Source organism: Nonomuraea deserti, assembly GCF_004348685.1.
In the GTDB taxonomy this organism is placed as follows: Bacteria; Actinomycetota; Actinomycetes; order Streptosporangiales; family Streptosporangiaceae; genus Nonomuraea; species Nonomuraea deserti.
The window spans coordinates 1-15954 of record NZ_SMKO01000045.1; the positions used below are offsets into that span (position 1 = coordinate 1).

General features: G+C 69.4%; 17 protein-coding genes. 8 read left to right on the forward strand and 9 right to left on the reverse strand.

What is annotated here, in order from left to right; all coding sequences use genetic code 11:
* Positions 1–179 precede the first annotated feature (179 nt).
* From disA to E1292_RS18720, 6 genes are all read right to left on the reverse strand, one after another.
* Entirely contained in the window at positions 180–1277 is a 1098-nt protein-coding gene (gene disA, locus E1292_RS18695; protein ID WP_342775673.1) for a DNA integrity scanning diadenylate cyclase DisA, read from the reverse strand.
* A 16-nt stretch (positions 1278–1293) separates the two neighbouring features.
* Positions 1294–2697, reverse strand: coding sequence for a DNA repair protein RadA (gene radA, locus E1292_RS18700; protein WP_132596502.1), 1404 nt, complete (start codon positions 2695–2697; stop codon positions 1294–1296).
* A 102-nt stretch (positions 2698–2799) separates the two neighbouring features.
* The gene (trxA, locus tag E1292_RS18705; RefSeq protein ID WP_220446922.1) at positions 2800–3105 is read right to left on the reverse strand and encodes a thioredoxin; all 306 of its coding nucleotides are present in this window, start codon (positions 3103–3105) and stop codon (positions 2800–2802) included.
* Between the two features lie 2 nt (positions 3106–3107).
* The gene (locus E1292_RS18710; RefSeq protein ID WP_132596504.1) at positions 3108–3476 is read right to left on the reverse strand and encodes a MerR family transcriptional regulator; all 369 of its coding nucleotides are present in this window, start codon (positions 3474–3476) and stop codon (positions 3108–3110) included.
* A gap of 105 nt (positions 3477–3581) precedes the next feature.
* Positions 3582–4718: a serine hydrolase domain-containing protein gene (locus E1292_RS18715; protein WP_132596505.1), complete on the reverse strand. Its 1137-nt coding sequence runs from the start codon at positions 4716–4718 to the stop codon at positions 3582–3584.
* A gap of 229 nt (positions 4719–4947) precedes the next feature.
* Complete coding sequence (locus E1292_RS18720) at positions 4948–5646, reverse strand: class I SAM-dependent methyltransferase (protein WP_132596506.1); 699 nt, start codon at positions 5644–5646, stop codon at positions 4948–4950.
* A gap of 54 nt (positions 5647–5700) precedes the next feature.
* Between E1292_RS18720 and E1292_RS18725 the strand changes: the two genes are divergently transcribed.
* The 7 genes from E1292_RS18725 to E1292_RS18755 all read left to right on the forward strand — a co-directional run bounded on the left by E1292_RS18725 (position 5701) and on the right by E1292_RS18755 (position 12491).
* Positions 5701–6510 carry a sugar phosphate isomerase/epimerase family protein gene (locus tag E1292_RS18725; protein ID WP_132596507.1) on the forward strand — a complete coding sequence of 270 codons (810 nt, stop codon included), beginning with the start codon at positions 5701–5703 and terminating at the stop codon, positions 6508–6510.
* Positions 6507–7280: a class I SAM-dependent methyltransferase gene (locus E1292_RS18730; RefSeq protein WP_246090187.1), complete on the forward strand. Its 774-nt coding sequence runs from the start codon at positions 6507–6509 to the stop codon at positions 7278–7280. The genes E1292_RS18725 and E1292_RS18730 overlap by 4 nt, the downstream gene beginning before the upstream one ends.
* Positions 7277–7885, forward strand: a complete 609-nt coding sequence (locus tag E1292_RS18735; RefSeq protein ID WP_132596508.1) for a TetR/AcrR family transcriptional regulator — start codon at positions 7277–7279, stop codon at positions 7883–7885. The genes E1292_RS18730 and E1292_RS18735 overlap by 4 nt, the downstream gene beginning before the upstream one ends.
* 138 nt (positions 7886–8023) lie before the next feature.
* Entirely contained in the window at positions 8024–10126 is a 2103-nt protein-coding gene (locus E1292_RS18740) for a (Fe-S)-binding protein (RefSeq protein ID WP_132596509.1), read from the forward strand.
* Between the two features lie 149 nt (positions 10127–10275).
* A complete protein-coding gene (locus tag E1292_RS18745) occupies positions 10276–11097 on the forward strand; it encodes a hypothetical protein (protein ID WP_132596541.1) in 822 nt (273 codons plus the stop codon).
* A complete protein-coding gene (locus E1292_RS18750; RefSeq protein WP_132596510.1) occupies positions 11094–12161 on the forward strand; it encodes a glycosyltransferase in 1068 nt (355 codons plus the stop codon). The genes E1292_RS18745 and E1292_RS18750 overlap by 4 nt, the downstream gene beginning before the upstream one ends.
* 48 nt (positions 12162–12209) lie before the next feature.
* Positions 12210–12491: a metal-sensitive transcriptional regulator gene (locus E1292_RS18755; RefSeq protein WP_132334374.1), complete on the forward strand. Its 282-nt coding sequence runs from the start codon at positions 12210–12212 to the stop codon at positions 12489–12491.
* A 157-nt stretch (positions 12492–12648) separates the two neighbouring features.
* On the opposite strand, the gene E1292_RS51190 is transcribed toward E1292_RS18755, so the two are convergent.
* Entirely contained in the window at positions 12649–12810 is a 162-nt protein-coding gene (locus E1292_RS51190) for a hypothetical protein (protein WP_165959714.1), read from the reverse strand.
* 214 nt (positions 12811–13024) lie between these two features.
* Positions 13025–14359, reverse strand: a complete 1335-nt coding sequence (locus E1292_RS18760) for a hypothetical protein (protein WP_132596511.1) — start codon at positions 14357–14359, stop codon at positions 13025–13027.
* A 54-nt stretch (positions 14360–14413) separates the two neighbouring features.
* Between E1292_RS18760 and E1292_RS18765 the strand changes: the two genes are divergently transcribed.
* Complete coding sequence (locus E1292_RS18765; RefSeq protein ID WP_132596512.1) at positions 14414–15316, forward strand: DUF1349 domain-containing protein; 903 nt, start codon at positions 14414–14416, stop codon at positions 15314–15316.
* Here E1292_RS18765 and E1292_RS18770 read toward each other — a convergent pair.
* The gene (locus E1292_RS18770; RefSeq protein ID WP_132596513.1) at positions 15288–15809 is read right to left on the reverse strand and encodes a gamma carbonic anhydrase family protein; all 522 of its coding nucleotides are present in this window, start codon (positions 15807–15809) and stop codon (positions 15288–15290) included. The genes E1292_RS18765 and E1292_RS18770 overlap by 29 nt on opposite strands.
* Positions 15810–15954: the final 145 nt, after the last annotated feature.

The window sequence follows — 15954 nt, forward strand, 5'->3', positions numbered from 1 at the left end:
GACCACGACCCACACGATCACGGACATTCTGCGCTGGTCAGACTGGCGCCGCCGCCATCAGGCAACCGCCCGACACTGCCACTACCAGCGCAGATCCCAACCATGATCGCGATGTGTCACTGGAGTACTAGGAGCATGCGCCGCCGGGCCTGTCCGGCCCACGCCCGCCTGGCTGACCGTCAGACGTAGCGTTCGAGGATGGAGGACTCGGCGAGGCGGGACAGGCCCTCGCGTACGCTGCGCGCCCTCGACTCCCCGACGCCGCCCACCGCCTGCAGGTCGTCGATGCTGGCGGCCAGGAGCTTCTGCAACCCGCCGAAGTGGTTGACCAGGCGGTCGACCACGGTGGCCGGCAGGCGGGGCACCTTGGCGAGCAGGCGGAAACCCCGCGGGCTCACCGGGGTCTCGAGCATGTCGGTGCCGTTGTGGCCGAGCACCTGGGCGACCACCGCGAGGTCGAGCAGCTCGTTGCCCGACAGCTTGTCGAGGTCGTGCAGGGCCTCGATCAGGCGGCGCTGGCGGCGGCCGGCGGGCGCCGGCAGATAGTCGCGGATGACCAGCTCCCGCTCGGAGTCGACCCCGGCCACGAGCTCGTCGAGCTGCAGGGACAGCAGCCGGCCGTCGGTGCCCAGCTCGACGACGTAGCCCTTGATCTCGTCGGAGATGCGCCGGACCATCTCGAGTCGCTGGGCGACGGCGGCGACGTCGCGGACCGTGACCAAATCTTCGATCTCCAGGGCCGACAGGGTGCCGGAGACCTCGTCGAGGCGGTGTTTGTAACGTTCGAGGGTGGCCAGGGCCTGGTTGGCCTTGGACAGGATGGCCGCCGACTCCTCCAGGACGTAGCGGATGCCGTCGAGGTAGAGGGCGATGATCCGCATCGACTTGCTGATGGCGATGATGGGCAGGCCGGTCTGCCGGGCGACGCGCTGGGCGGTGCGGTGGCGGGTGCCGGACTCGTCGGTGGGGATGGCGGGGTCGGGCACGAGGTGGACGGCGGCACGCACGATCTTCTGGTCGCTGACGACGATGGCGCCGTCCATCTTGGCCAGCTCGCGCAGCCTGGTGGCCGAGAAGTCGACGTCGAGCTCGAACCCGCCGCTGCAGACCTCTTCGACGACCCGGTTGTAGCCGAGCACGATCAGCCCGCCGGTCTGCCCGCGCAGGATCCGCTCCAAGCCGTCGCGCAGCGGAGTGCCTGGGGCCACAGCTGCCAGGGCTTCGCGACGACGGTCGTCAAGACTCCTATCCACCTGACCCCCGTGTCGATCGGTCACGCCCAGCTTAGCCGCGCTATGTGACGTGTGTGAGTGCGTCCCAGACGTTCTCCGCCTGGACGACCTCGAAACCGGGTGCGAACGCCACCGGCCCCACGGGCACCAGAGCACGCTGCCCGTTACGCCGGCGGCCGCCCTCTTCGAGGGATCCGGCGGGCACGAGGGCGCGCTTGAAACCCATCCTGGCCGCCTCGGACAGCCGCCTGCGGACGTCTTTGACCGGACGCAGCTCGCCCGCCAGGCCCACCTCGCCGAGCGCCACGAGGCCGGCCGGCAGCGGCTTGTCTCCCGCGGCGCTGGCGACGGCGAGCATGATCGACAGGTCGACGGCGGGATCGGCCAGCTTGATGCCCCCCACGGTGGCCGTGAACACGTCGCAGCCGCCCAGGCGGGCGTTGAGCCGGCGCTCGAGCACGGCGAGGATCATCTGCACGCGGTAGGTGTCGAGCCCCGACGACGTGCGCCTGGGCTGCTGGGCGTCGGTGCGGGCGACCAGGGCCTGCACCTCGGCGGGGAGCGGGCGGGTGCCCTCGACCGTGACGGTGACGCAGGTGCCGGGCACCGGCTCGCTGCGCCTGGAGACGAACAGGCCGCTCGGGTCGGTGATGCCCTCGATGCCCCGCTCGTGCAGGTCGAAGCAGCCGACCTCGTCGGTGGGGCCGAACCGGTTTTTGATCGCGCGCACCATGCGGAGCCTGGAGTGGCGGTCGCCCTCGAAGTTGAGCACGACGTCGACCAGGTGCTCCAGCGTGCGCGGACCGGCGATCGAGCCCTCCTTGGTGACGTGGCCGACGAGCACCGTGGCCATGTTGCGCTCCTTGGCCAGGCGCACGAGATTGGCCGCCACCTCGCGGACCTGCGTGACCCCGCCGGGCACGCCGGTGGCCTGCGCGGAGCCCACGGTCTGCACCGAGTCGACCACCAGCATGGTGGGCTGGACCTTCTCCACGTGGGCGACCAGAGCCGACAGCTCCGTCTCCGCCGCGAGGTAGAGGCGATCCTGGATGGCGCCGATGCGGTCGGCGCGCAGGCGCACCTGGGCGGCCGACTCCTCGCCCGTCACGTAGAGGACCGTCTCGCGCTCGGCGATGCGGGCCGCGGCCTCCAGCAGGAGCGTGGACTTGCCGATGCCCGGCTCACCGGCCAGCAGCACGACCGCGCCCGGCACGAGGCCGCCGCCGAGCACCCGGTCGAGCTCGGCGACGCCGGTCGTGCGGGCCGCCGCCACCTCGGCCCTGACCTGGCCGATCGGCAGGGCGGGCGCGGTGGTGGCGCCGGCCTGGACGACGCTGGCGCCGCGGGCGCCCTCTTCGTCGACCGTGCCCCACGCCTGGCATTCGCCGCACCGGCCGACCCACTTCGTGGTGCGCCAGCCGCACTCGGCACAGCGGTATCCGGGTTTCGAGGCAGTCTTGGCCATGCGGAGCAGGCTAGCGGCAGGGGCCGACAATCCGCGTCCCGCCGCGTCCTGCGGCGTCCTGCGGCGTCCCGCGGCGTCCCGGGGGTTCAGGACGCCGGACGGTTACGCCAGGCCCAGCTCCGCGACCAGCATGCGCTTCGGCTTGGCGCCCACGATCTGCTTGACCGGCTCGCCGTTCTCGAACAACAGCATCGTCGGCACCGCCATCACGCCGTAACGGGCCATGATCTCGGGGTGCGCGTCGGTGTCGAGCTTGCCGATCGTCAGCCCGTGCTCGGCCTCGATCTGCTCCAGCACGGGGCCCAGCATCCGGCACGGTCCGCACCAATCGGCCCAGAACTCCACCAGGACCGGCTTGTCGTTCTCGAGCACCTGCTCCTCGTAGTTGTCAGTGGTCAATGTGATCATCTTCATCCCCTTACGAAGCAACCCGGGCAGGACTGCGCGAGCTGGGCGGCCACCTCGGCACGGCGGGCGAGCAGGGCGCGGATCTCCTCGTCGATCTCCTTGAGCTTGCGCTCGTAGACCTCGACCGACTCGGCGCACGAGCCGCCGGAGCTGTGCCCGCGACGCAGGCAGTCGAGGAACGGCCGGGTGTCCTCCAGCGTGAAGCCCACGCTGAGCAGTGCCCTGATCTCGGCTACCAGCCTGACGTCCTCCTCGCCGTATTCGCGGTAGCCGTTGGCCGCGCGACGGGCGCTGAGCAGGCCGTGCTGCTCGTAGTAGCGGAGCGAGCGCGGGCTCACTCCAGTTCGTTCCGCCAGCTCTCCGATGCGCATACCACTACGGTAAACATTGACACCGACGTCAAGGTCAAGCCCTGGAGGCGGCGCCGGCGCAGGACGTTCGGGCAGGGGATCTCCAGGCCCGGCACCTGCACCGGGCTACCCGGCGGGGCACAGGACGGCTTCGGCCGCCTTTTTGATCAGCGGGTCGATCGCGGGATCGCCGTGGTCGGCGCTGAGCGTGTTCGACAGGGCGAACTGCACGCGGCCGTCGCGCGAGCTGTAGGTCATGGATCTGAAGCCGAACGAACCGCCCGTCATGACACCGTATCCGTCCTCGCGCTCGCACACGGGCGGCTCGGGGGCCGGCTGGTCGGGGTCGCGGGGCGGCCGGCCGGCGTTCAGCGCCTCTTTCAGCCTTTTCGACAGAAGCGCTTCGCCCGCACGTGCCCGAGCGAAGGAGCTCAGGTCGTCCGTGGTGGAGATGACGCCTCCGGCGGCCCAGAGGTAACTCGAGTTGAGCCGGTCGACGTCGACCGGCTCGCCCTGCTCGCCGGGGTGGTAGCCATGCCCGTGCGGGCCCTTGACGCGCCCGGGAAACTCGACCGGCAGGTAGGTGCGCTCCATGCCGACGGGGCCGAATATGCGCCGCTCGAGTTCGGCGGCCAAGCCACGCTCCATTAGTTCCTCGACGATCAGTCCGAGGAGGAAGTAGTTGGTGTTGGAGTAGGAGTAGCTCTGCCCCGGCTCTCCGGTGCGGGACATCGTCCGGGTCAACTCGATGATCTCCAGCGGAGAGTAGTTCGTGGTGAAGTCGAATGGGTCGAGCACCCCCGGCTGGAAATAGTTGGGGATGCCGGAGGTGTGATGGATCATCTGCTCCACGGTGATTTCATCGGCCCGGTCCACCAGGTCCTTTTCGGCCACGACGGGCAGCAGGTCGCCGAGCTTGTCGTCCAGGGCCAGCCTGCCCTCCCCGACCAGTTGCATGATGACGATCTGGATCATGGGCTTGGTCTGGGATCCGGCCCTGAAGCGGGCACCTGCCGGAATCCTGCCGCCTTTGTCGTTGAGCAGGCGGGTGCCGGCCGTTCCCGTGTCGATCTTCTTGCCGTCGACGTAGAGCGCTCCGATCGTGCCCAGGACCTCGGGGCTCCTGGCCAATTCAGAGAGGGCCTTCTGCACGTCTCCCAGCTCGGGCTTGTCTGCGTCGGCCGCGGTGGCGGGTGCCGGGGTGCCGAGGGCCAGCACCACGCATGCCAGGCCGGCCAGGCCGGCCTTTCTCGCACGGTTCACGGGAGGTCCCTTCTACGTTCACGCGCTGAGCCGGAGGGTCTCCGCATCAGGCTCACGAAGCCCCTCGCCTGTGGCGACCATGACTAGACCTCGACCGGTTTCCTGGTTGTTTCCACCGGATCGGACCGGTTCGTGCAGCTCGCTCAGGGCTGAGGCCTTGGACGCGGTGAAGTGCCCGGAAGCGCGGCCGTCAGGGACTCCCCGGCGTACCGCCTCCTGCCGCTCGGTCCTAGAAGTGGCGCCAGCGCAGCACGTTCGGATAGGGGATCTCCAGGCCCGGGGTCTCGGCGATGGCCCGCTCGGCCACGCCGGGCGCGAACTCGATGCGCAGCACCGCCTCCAGGTCCGCCCGCCGCTCGAAGGCCATCCTGAGGTCGAGCGGCCGCCGTTGCCAGCCGTGCCGGTCCCAGAACGCCTCGACGTCGCGGGGCGAGTAGGTGGGTACGGTGTGCGAGAACCAGCGGCCGAACGATCCCCGGGTCGCGTCGAGGTCGAGCACGAAGGCCGCGCCGCCGCGGCGTACCACCCGGGACAGCTCGCGCAGCCCGGGCTCGCAGCCGGGGCCGAAGAAGTACGCCCAGCGCGCCATCGCCACGTCGACGCTCGCGTCGGGCAGCGGCAGGTCCTGGGCGGCGGCGGCGTGCACGGTCACGTTGGGCAGGCCGGCGCAGCGGCGGCGGGCCAGTGCGGCCAGGTCTCCATGGGGCTCGACGCCGATGACGCCGGACGCCGACGCGGCCAGGACCGGCAGGTGGTAGCCGGTGCCGCAGCCGATGTCGAGCACGGTGGCGCCGTCCCATGGGCGCAGTTCGCGCATCGCCGCGTCGGCCGCGCCTTCGGGGTCGACGGCGCGGTTCTCCAACTCGTAGACCTGCGGCGCGTTCCAGATGTTCGGGCTCGGGATCGCGCCTTTCGCTATCCGTGGCATGGTCCAACGCTAGGTGCACGCGCCAGATCGGCGTGACCGGCTTAGGCTGGCAACGTGGCTGATGTCATCCGCGTGCCCAATGCGAAGATCGCATTGTCCACTGCTTCGGTATATCCGGAACGCACTCCAGACGCGTTCGAGCTGGCCGCGCGCCTGGGTTACGACGGCGTAGAGGTCATGGTGGGCGCCGACCCCGTGAGCCAGGACATCGACGTGATCGAGCGGCTCTCCGAGCACTACGAGGTGCCCGTCCTGGCCATCCACGCCCCCTGCCTGCTGGTCACGCAGCGGGTGTGGGGGCGCGACCCCTGGGCCAAGCTGGTCAAGGCGCAGAAGGCGGCGGAACGCCTGGGCGCCTCGACGGTCGTGGTCCATCCGCCGTTCCGATGGCAGCGCGACTACGCGCGCGACTTCGAGAACGGCCTGGCCAGGATGCGCGAGGAGACCGACGTCACCTTCGCGGTGGAGAACATGTTCCCGTTGCGCGCCAGGGGCAACGACGTGGTCCCCTACTCTCCCGACTGGAATCCGATCGACTACGCCTTCCCTCAGGTCACGCTCGACCTGTCGCACACGGCCGTGTCGGGCTCCGACGCCATGGAGATGGCCGCCAAGCTCGGCGACCGGCTCGCCCACCTGCACCTGGCCGACGGCGTCGGAATGACCAACAAGGACGAGCACCTGGTGCCGGGCAGGGGCAACCAGCCGTGCGCGCAGATCCTCGAGCGCCTGGCGGGCAACGGCTACTCGGGGCTGGTCGTGCTGGAGATCAACACCCGCAAGGCGGCCAGCCGCACCGAGCGCATCGACGATCTCGCCGAGGCGCTGGCCTTCGCCCGGCTGCACCTGGCGGCCTCCACGTGAACACCGGGCCGATCAAGGATCTGGGCAGGGTGTTCGACCGGGTGGCCGACGCGTACGACGCGGGCAGGCCCGGCTACCCCGACGAGCTCTACCGCGCGCTCGTCGAGGTGTCCGGCCAGGATCTCGACGGCGCCACCACGGTCGACGTGGGCGCGGGCACCGGCATCATGACGCGGGCGCTCAGGGCGCGCGGCGCGCAGGTCGTCGCGATCGACCCGGGCGCCGAGATGCTGGCCAGGCTGGTGTCGCGGACGAGCGGCGAGGAGGGCGCGCCTGTCACGGCCCTGCTGGCCGACGGCAACACGCTGCCGCTGGCCGACGGTGTGGCCGACCTGGTCACGTTCGCCCAGTCGTGGCACTGGCTCGACCCGGTGGCGTCGATCGCCGAGGCGAGGCGGGTGCTGCGGCCCGGGGGCACGATCGCGGGCTGCTGGAACTTCGCGCACGCCGCGCAGGCCGAGTGGCTGGCCGCGTACGAAGCCCGGCTGGCGGAGGAGGTGCCCGCCTATTGGGGCCCGGCGGTCGAGCGGTGGTCGGCGCCGCCCATCGTCTCGGCCTTCGAGGTGATCGAGGAGCGGTGGATCCCGTGGACGAGGCTGGTCGGCATCGAGGACTTCCTGCTCGGCCTGCGCTCCCACTCCTACATGGCGGCGCTGTCGCCGCGGCGGGCCGACGAGCTGGTCGAGAGGCAGCGGGCCGAGTTGCGCGAGGTGTTCCCCGAGGGTGTGCTGTCCGTGCCGATGCGGGTCTACCTGGCGGTGGGCCGGTGACGCGAGGCAAGGCGCCGGAGGAGTCGACGGCCAGGCGCCGTCCCGGACGCAGGCCGGGCTCGGCCGACACGCGGGGCGAGATCCTGGCGGCGGCGAGGAAGGTGTTCGCGGAGAAGGGGTTCGACAAGGCGACCGTGCGCGGCATCGCCAGGGAGGCGAAGGTCGACCCCGCGCTGGTGCACCACTATTTCGACACCAAGGAGGGCATGTTCGCGGCGGCCATGCAGTTGCCGATCACGCCGGAGATCGTCGTCCCCGTGCTGGTCGCCGGCCCGCGCGAGGAGCTCGGTGAGCGGCTCGTCCGGATGATCCTCGAGGTCACCGCCAAGCCGGAGACCCGCGAGCCGATGGTGGCGCTCATCCGCTCGGCCATGACCAACGAGCGTGCGGTCGTGATGTTCCGTGAGTTCATCTCGAACGCGCTGCTCTTCCAGGTGGCCGACCGGCTGCGGGTGCCGCACCTGCGGATCGAGGCGGCGTTCGCCCAGATGTTCGGCGTGATCATGGGGCGCTACGTGATCAAGCTGGAGCCGCTGGCAAGCGCCGGTCATGACGAGCTCGTGGAGCTGCTCGCGCCGACGATCCAGAGGTACTTCACAGAATAGAGCATTGTTCTGTCGACGGCGGTGACCTTAGGGTATGTCGCGTACCCCGGCAATGTTACCCGCGGGTAGGATCGCAGTGGAGAGCTGTGAAGCGGGTGACCGTACGCTGACAGCCAACGTCGTCTGTGGGAGGACCCCGTGCTCTGGGTAGCCATCATCGGGCTTGTCATGACCGTCCTGGCGGTGGCCGTCGCCGGCCGCCGGGTGCTGTTCCTGTACAAGCTCGCGACCGTGGGGCCACCTGCGCCCGAGCGCGTCGAGTACGCCAGGACACACGTGGCCGACGAGGTCAAGGCGCAGGTCGTCGAGGTGTTCGGGCAGAAGAAGCTGCTCAAGTGGACCGCGTCGGGCGTCGCGCACTTCTTCGTCATGTGGGCGTTCTTCATCCTGTTGACCGTCTACATCGAGGCGTACGGCGCGATCATCCAGGGGGCGATCACCGGCACGCCCGACTTCCACATCCCGCTCATCGGCACCTGGGGCGTGCTCGGCTTCGTGCAGGACTTCATCGCGGTGGCCTGCCTGCTCGGACTGGTCGCCTTCGCGGTCATCAGGGTCAGGAACTCTCCCAAGGCGCTCGGCCGCGACTCCCGCTTCTCCGGCTCCCACCTCGGCGGCGCGTGGCTCGTCCTGTTCATGATCTTCAACATCATCTGGACGCTCTTCCTGGCCCGCGGCGCGGCCGCCGCGAACGGCAACTTCCCCTACTCCTCGGGGGCGTTCGTCTCGCTCGCACTCGGCGACGTGCTGCCGGAGAGCACGCTGCTGGAGGAGATCGCGCTGCTCCTGCACATCGGCTTCATGCTGGTGTTCCTGGTCATCGTGGTGAACTCCAAGCACCTGCACATCTTCACGGCGCCGCTCAACGTGCTCTTCTCCCGCCGCCCCGACGGCATGGGCGCGGCGGTCGAGATGCGCGTCGACGGCAAGCCGGTCGACTTCGAGGACGAGGACCTCGACCCCGAGCGGCTCGGCCGCGGCAAGATCGGCGACACCACGTGGAAGGGTTTCCTCGACTTCTACTCCTGCACGGAGTGCGGCCGCTGCCAGTCGCAGTGCCCGGCCTGGAACACCGACAAGCCGCTGTCGCCGAAGATGCTGATCCTCGACCAGCGCGACCACGCCTTCGCGGTGGCCCCCTACCTGATGGCGGCGGAGGCCGAGCAGCACAAGGACACCGACGTGCTCGCGCTGCTGGAGAAGCCGCTGGTGGGCGAGGATGGCGTGATCCACCCCGACGTGCTCTGGTCGTGCACCAACTGCGGCGCCTGCGTCGAGCAGTGCCCCGTGGACATCGAGCACATCGACCACATCCTCGACATGCGCCGCTACCAGGTGATGGTGGAGTCGTCGTTCCCGTCCGAGGCGGGAGTGATGGTGAAGAACCTGGAGAACAAGGGCAACCCGTGGGGCATGTCCGAGATGAAGCGGGCCGACTGGATCGAAGAGCTCGACTTCGAGGTCGAGGTGGTCGAGGACAAGATGCCCGCCGACGCCGAATATCTGTTCTGGGTGGGCTGCGCGGGCGCGCTCGAAGACCGGGCCAAGAAGACCACCAGGGCCGTGGCGGAGCTCCTGCACATCGCGGGCGTCAAGTTCGCGGTGCTCGGCCCGATGGAGGCGTGCACCGGCGACCCGGCCCGGCGTCTCGGCATGGAATATCTGTTCAACATGCTCGCTCAGCAGAACATCGAGACGCTCAACGACGCAGGCGTGAAGAAGATCGTGGCGACCTGTCCCCACTGCTTCAACACCCTGGCCAACGAATATCCGCAACTGGGCGGCACGTACGAGGTCGTGCACCACACGCAGCTGCTGGCGAAGCTGGTGGACGAGGGCCTGCTCACCCCGGTCACGCCGATCGAGGAGAAGATCACCTATCACGACCCCTGCTTCCTCGGCCGCCACAACAAGGTCTATTCCCAGCCCCGCGACATCATGGCGAAGGTGCCGGGCGTCAAGACCCAGGAGATGCACCGCCACAAGGACCGCGGCTTCTGCTGCGGCGCCGGCGGCGCCCGCATGTGGATGGAGGAGCGCATCGGCAAGCGCATCAACACCGAGCGCGTCGATGAGGCTCTGACCACCGATCCCGACACCGTCTCGACCGCCTGCCCGTTCTGCATGGTGATGCTCGGCGACGCCATCAGCGAGAAGAAGAACAGTGGTGAAGCCAAGGAGTCGCTCGAAGTCGTGGACGTGGCACAGCTGTTGATCAAATCGGTCAAGGGCGCTTCCTGACCACCCCAAGTCGGACTCCTCCACAGCCCTTGTGGAGGAGTTTCGCACGTCAATAGGGGTGAGGAACAGCACATCTGGCATCCACATAACGGGAAAATCACGGTAACCTCAACGTCGCATGGCTCTATTCGACGGGGAGGGGGCTCGTGATGGGCGTCGTGGTGACGGACGCCGAAGTCACTCTGGCCGACGTTCTCTCCCTCCGGCTCGCCATCGACGAACCACTGAAAGACGGCACCGAACTGGTGTTGAGGCACCGCACCACGGGGGACGAACGCGACGTGCTGCTCGGCACGCCGGGCGCGCGGGCACGCGAGGCCACGCTCGCGGTCTCGCTCGCGCCGCTGGAGCTCAGCGCCGGACGATGGGACGCCTACCTGCGCCGCGACGGCAAGCGGGTCAGGCTCCGCAGCGTCGATCCCGGATTCTCGCTCGACCACCTCGACGCGTACGCGCTGTGCAGGCGCACGCTCGCCTACCGCTCCTACCGCACCCGCAACGGCTACCTGGCGCTGAAGATCTCCGAAGCGGAGCCCGTGGCCGAGGTGCGGGCCATCTGGTTCAGGGAGGGCCGCTTCGAGGTGATGGGCCTGCTGGCCTACACCGGGTTGGACGATGACGACTGCCGCCACGAGGCCGTGCTGACCCTCGATCGCCGGCACACGAGCGCCCGGGTGTCGGCCACGGCCACCGTGCAGGGCGTGCGCTTCCACGCTGCCGTCTCGCTCGTCGACGTCCTGGCGGCCGACCCCGAGGAGGACGCGGCCCCCGCCGGCTCGGCGGGCTCCGGCACCTGGGAGCCGGCGCTCCAGGTGGAGGGTGTGGCCACGCCGATGAAGCTGGGTGCGCGGCTCGACGACGTCGACGGCAAACGACGCCGGCTGCACTATCCGTCGGCCACGGTCGACGGCGTACCGATAAGACCCTGCTACACCTCCGACGACGAGCTGCGCATCGAGGTGGGCGGATGAAGGTCAGCCTGGTCCTCACGTCCGCCTACGGCATGCGCGGCGACGTGCGCGCCACGCTCAACCTCGCCACCGCCCTCGCCGAGCGCCACGACGTCGAGGTGATCAGCGTCAGGCGGCACAAGGACAAACCGTTCTTCCCCGTCGGCCCCGGCGTGTCCATGCGCAGCGTGGTCGACGCCAGGCCGGGGGTCAGGCACCTGCTGCCGCGCGGGCAGGTGCGCACCGAGGTGGCGCTCTGGCGGGTGCTGCGCAATCTCAAGACCGACGTCCTGATCACCACCAGGCCGGGGCTCAGCGTCCAGGCGGCCAGGCACGCGCCGCGCGAGCTCCTCAAGATCGCCAGGGAGTGGGGCCGGCCGGCCGTGCCGGGTCCCGTCAAACGCTTCTACCCGCGCCTGAACGCCGTCGTGACGGCCACGGACTCCGCCCAGGAGGAATGGGGCAAGCTCCTCGCCGGGGGGCCGCCTGTGCACGCCCTGCTGGACGCGCTGCCCGCGGGGCCGTGGCCGCGCTCGCGGATGGACAACAGGATCGTCGCGGCCGGCGGGCGCCTGGTGGCGGTCAAGGCGTACGACCGGCTGATCAGGGCGTTCGCCGTCATCGTGGACAAGCGGCCCGACTGGGCGCTGCGGCTCTACGGCGGCGGCCCCGAGGAACGGCGGCTGCGCTCGCTCGTCAGCGAGCTCGGCCTGCACAACCACGTCTACTTCATGGGCACGACGCCCGATCTGGCCGGCGAGTTCGCCAAGGCGTCGATCGTGGCCAGCGCCTCGCGGGGCGATGACCTCGGTATGACGGTGCTGGAGGCCATGGGCTGCGGGGTGCCCGTGGTGGCGCTCGAAGGGGCCAGAGGGGCGAAGGAATTCGTGGCGACGGGCTACAACGGGGTGCTGGTGCCCGACGTCGAGGCCGACCCGCAGCCGTTCGCGGTGGCGCTGCTGGCGCTGATCGACGACGAGCGCAGGCGGCGCTCCCTCGCCGCGGGGGCGCTCGACACCGCCGTGCGCCATGCGGGCGACGAAGTCGCCGACCAGTGGGAGAAACTGATCGCCGGCCTCCGGTGAGGCCTTCCGGCACGGCCCGCTGATACGGGTTACGGGTACCTTAGAAGCATGCATGGGTACAGCGGAGACAAGCAGGCTTATCTGACGCGACTCAGGCGGATCGAGGGGCAGATCCGGGGCCTGCAGCGCATGGTGGACGACGATGCCTACTGCATCGACGTGCTCACCCAGGTCTCCGCGGCCACGCGGGCGCTGCAGGCGGTGGCGCTGGGGCTGCTGGAGGAGCACATCTCGCACTGCGTGGCCGACGCGATCAACAACGGTGGCCCTGAGGCCGAGGCGAAGGTGAAGGAGGCCTCGGCGGCGATCGCCCGCCTGGTCCGTTCGTAGGGGGACGGACGAAGGCTAGTCCGTACGTAATGAGACATCGTCCGTACGTAGGAGACGGGGCGGCGGGATGACTAGTTATGTGAAACCCCGGAAACCTTCGTCCCCGGCTCATTGAGCAGGAACCCGGTTCCCGGGGCCAGAAATTTACTGATCTCTACTAGTGACTCGCTGAAGTCCGCAATCCGAGCGCGTCGTCGAGTTCGTCCAAGGTCAGCCGCCGTTCACTGACTGCCACGGCGGTGAGCACCTCGGCGTAGAGCGCAATCTCGTCCAACGCGACACGGTCGTGGACCCGAGAGTCCAGGTCGTTGTGCCCCACCGCGTCGTCCTTTCCTTCCGCAGCCCACACCCTCTTCGAGGTTACGGCGAAGACCCTTCAGGCGACATGGCCCATCGGGGTCATTCCTTTCCGCGTCGCGGGCCCCCAGGAGGATCATTTCCCCAAGCAGAGATCACAATTCAGCGAATTTCCTGATCGCTCAAGTGTTAGAACGATATAGGCGGAGTTAGGGTGAAATATCGGTATTAGTGCTTTAAGTGTGACCTGTGTGACGATCGTCGCGTTCGTGAATGATCTTACGCACGAGTGCCGCCTGCCCCGCCAGCCCTCGCTCCGGCATCTTGGCCCCCGTCAGCCTGCCCCACGCCAGCCCGGTGGCGTACGCGGCGCCGAGCACCGCCGCCGTGCTCCCGCGGTCGGGCGGCGCGATCTCCAGCACCGGTGCGGGCGCGGTCGACACCCCGCCAGGCCGCTCCTGCACGGGGAAGCCGTCGGGCTCGGTCGACTCCATGGCCGAGGTGCCGGTGAGCCCGGCCTGCTCCAGCGCCTCGTACGCCCTCCTGAGCCGGTGGTCCAGCAGCGCGGGCAGCACGCCCTTGGAGTCGGACAGGTCGGCGAGGAGCACGGCCGCGGCCATCGGCGGCTCGGGCGTGAACCGCAGCGCGTCCACGAGGTCGTAGACCGAGTGCGAGAAGTGCGCCGCCGGGTCGTTCTCCACGAACGTCGCCCGGCACAGCCGCGCCGGGCAGCGCCGCAGCCACGCCAGGCGCAGGGTCTCTTCGTCCACGTGGGCGTCGTCGATGCCGGGGTGGCGCAGCATGGGCTCGACCATCGTGAGCAGGGCGAGCGCCCTGGGCCTGAACCGGGTGTCGGAGAGCAGGATCTGGGCCGTGTCGGCCATCACGGCCGCCAGCCTGAGCGCCGCCCTCGGCTTTCCCGCCCGCAGCCGCTCGGCCACGAGCGCGGCGAGGTCGAGCAGCGGCGGCGCGGGCAGCCAGCGCACCCACTCGTCACCGGGCAGCGGACGGCACAGATATTCGCCGAACACCGTGATCAGCCGCTCGTTGCCGTCGAACGCCGGCGCGTACGCGCACCACATGATCGTGCCCCAGACGGCCGCGACGGTGCTCGGCACGTCGGAGGCGAAGATCTCGCCGAAGGCCGTCAGCGGGTAGTCGAGCTCCGACTTGCGCCCGCAGGCCCGCAGCAGCACTCTCACCCGTTCCGTGAGGCTCTCGGCCACGTCGGGGCCGATGAACGCCTGGGTCGAGCCCGGCTCGGCGTGGAAGTCGGAGCCCCGAGGGATCACCTCGTCGGGCAGCACCGCCGCGGTATGGTGCACCTGGCGCGCCCGCGCGCCCCGCGGCGGCGGCGCCAGGCGCCAGCGGCCGTCGGCGGGATCGTGCAGGTGCCAGCGGGCGTGGGCGCCGAAGAGCCACCTGTCGCCGTCGGGGGTCACGAGGATCCTGGCGGCCAGGACGTGGGCGCGGTCGGGCGGCGGCAGGGCCTGCCAGCGCGGGTCTGCGACCATGGCGCGGATCTCCGCCTCCGCGGAGGTGAACACATCCCAAGGTCGCACGGCCGTCATCGTACTTGCCGTACTCGGATCATCCATTGGCTTTTCACGGCAGAATGTTCCACTATGAGGGCGAAGGTAGCGGGCGTGCTGGCGGTCGTAAGCGTGCTCTCCGGCTGCGGCTCGGGCACGGCGGCGCCACCGTCGCCGACCGGGCCCGGCGTGCTCACACTGGAGAACGCCACGCCGCCGGCGAAGGGCGGTGAGGTGGGCGAGGCGACGACGGAGTTCGACGACGCCGCCGACCTGTCGATGTGGACCAAGCTGAGCGAGACCGAGAAGGACATCGACCGGATCGCCAAGCTCGACGTCGACAAGACCGCGAAGGGCGCCCTCTACATGGAGCCCAAGACCTCGGCCTGGTTCGACGGCTTCCGCGGCCCCTTCCTCTATCAGGAGCTGGCCGGCGACATCGTCATGCACGCCCGGGTCAAGGTCGAGGGCAAGGAGGACGACCAGCCGAAGCGGAAGTTCTCGCTCGGCGGCCTGATGGCCCGCCAGCCCGGCTCGTACGCCAAGCCCAACTGGGTCTCGATCACCACCGGCACCATCGAGAAGCCCGGCCAGGTCGAGGTGAAGTACACCAAGGACGGCAGCTCCAAGCCGCAGGAGCTGGCCGTCAAGGACGGCTGGGTGGAGCTCGTGCTCGCCCGGGTGGGTCGCGTCTTCGTCGCGCTCTACAAGGAGGAGAAGGGCAAGTGGAAGGTGGGGCAGCGCTGGCCGTCCACCCTCCCCGACGTGCTGCAGTGGGGCATCACCGGCTACACCGACTGGGACAGCTACAGCACGCTGAAGAAGGACGCCGACAAGGGCAACGCCAAGCAGATCACGGGCCAGCCCGACCTCAAGCTGACCATCGACTATGTGCGTTTTCTGCGGCCGGAGCTGCCCGACTACGCCGACCCGCTCAACAACGCCTCGGTGACGGACGAGGTGCTGATCAAAGCGATGACGCCCGCCGGTGCCTGAGCGCCTTGGCCACGTAGTTGTCCGGCGTGCGGGCGAAGGAGTCGCGGTCGCCGTCGGTGAGCTCGCGCACGATCTTCCCGGGCACGCCGGCGACCAGCACGCCCGACGGGATCTTCTTGCCGGGCCCGACGAGCGCTCCCGCGGCCACCAGGGTGCCCGCCCCGACGCGGGCGCCGCCCAGCACGATCGCGCCGATGCCGATCAGCGCGTCCGACTCGATGTGGGCGCCGTGAACCATGGCCTTGTGGCCCAGGCTCACCCGGTCTTCGAGGATCGCCGGCTCACCCGGGTCGGCGTGCAGGCAGCACAGATCCTGTACGTTGCACTTTTCGCCGATCTCGATCCGCTCGTCGTCCCCCCGGAGAACGGAGCCGTACCAGATGCTGGACGCCCGGCCCACCCGTACGCTGCCGACCACCACGGCACCAGGCGCGATGTACGCCTCGGGATGAATGTCCGGAGCTGCCCCGTTGTCCAACGCTGCTATGTACATCCGTCACATCGTAATTCCTGCTCCGGGTATGGCGTTCGGGTTGCGGACGTGGGCAGATGGCAGGAAAGTCGTTTCCTGACGTCTCGTCGTCAGACCCTCACAACCCGCAGTTTCCCCCCGCCTCACGCAAACCACCCTTAGGTAA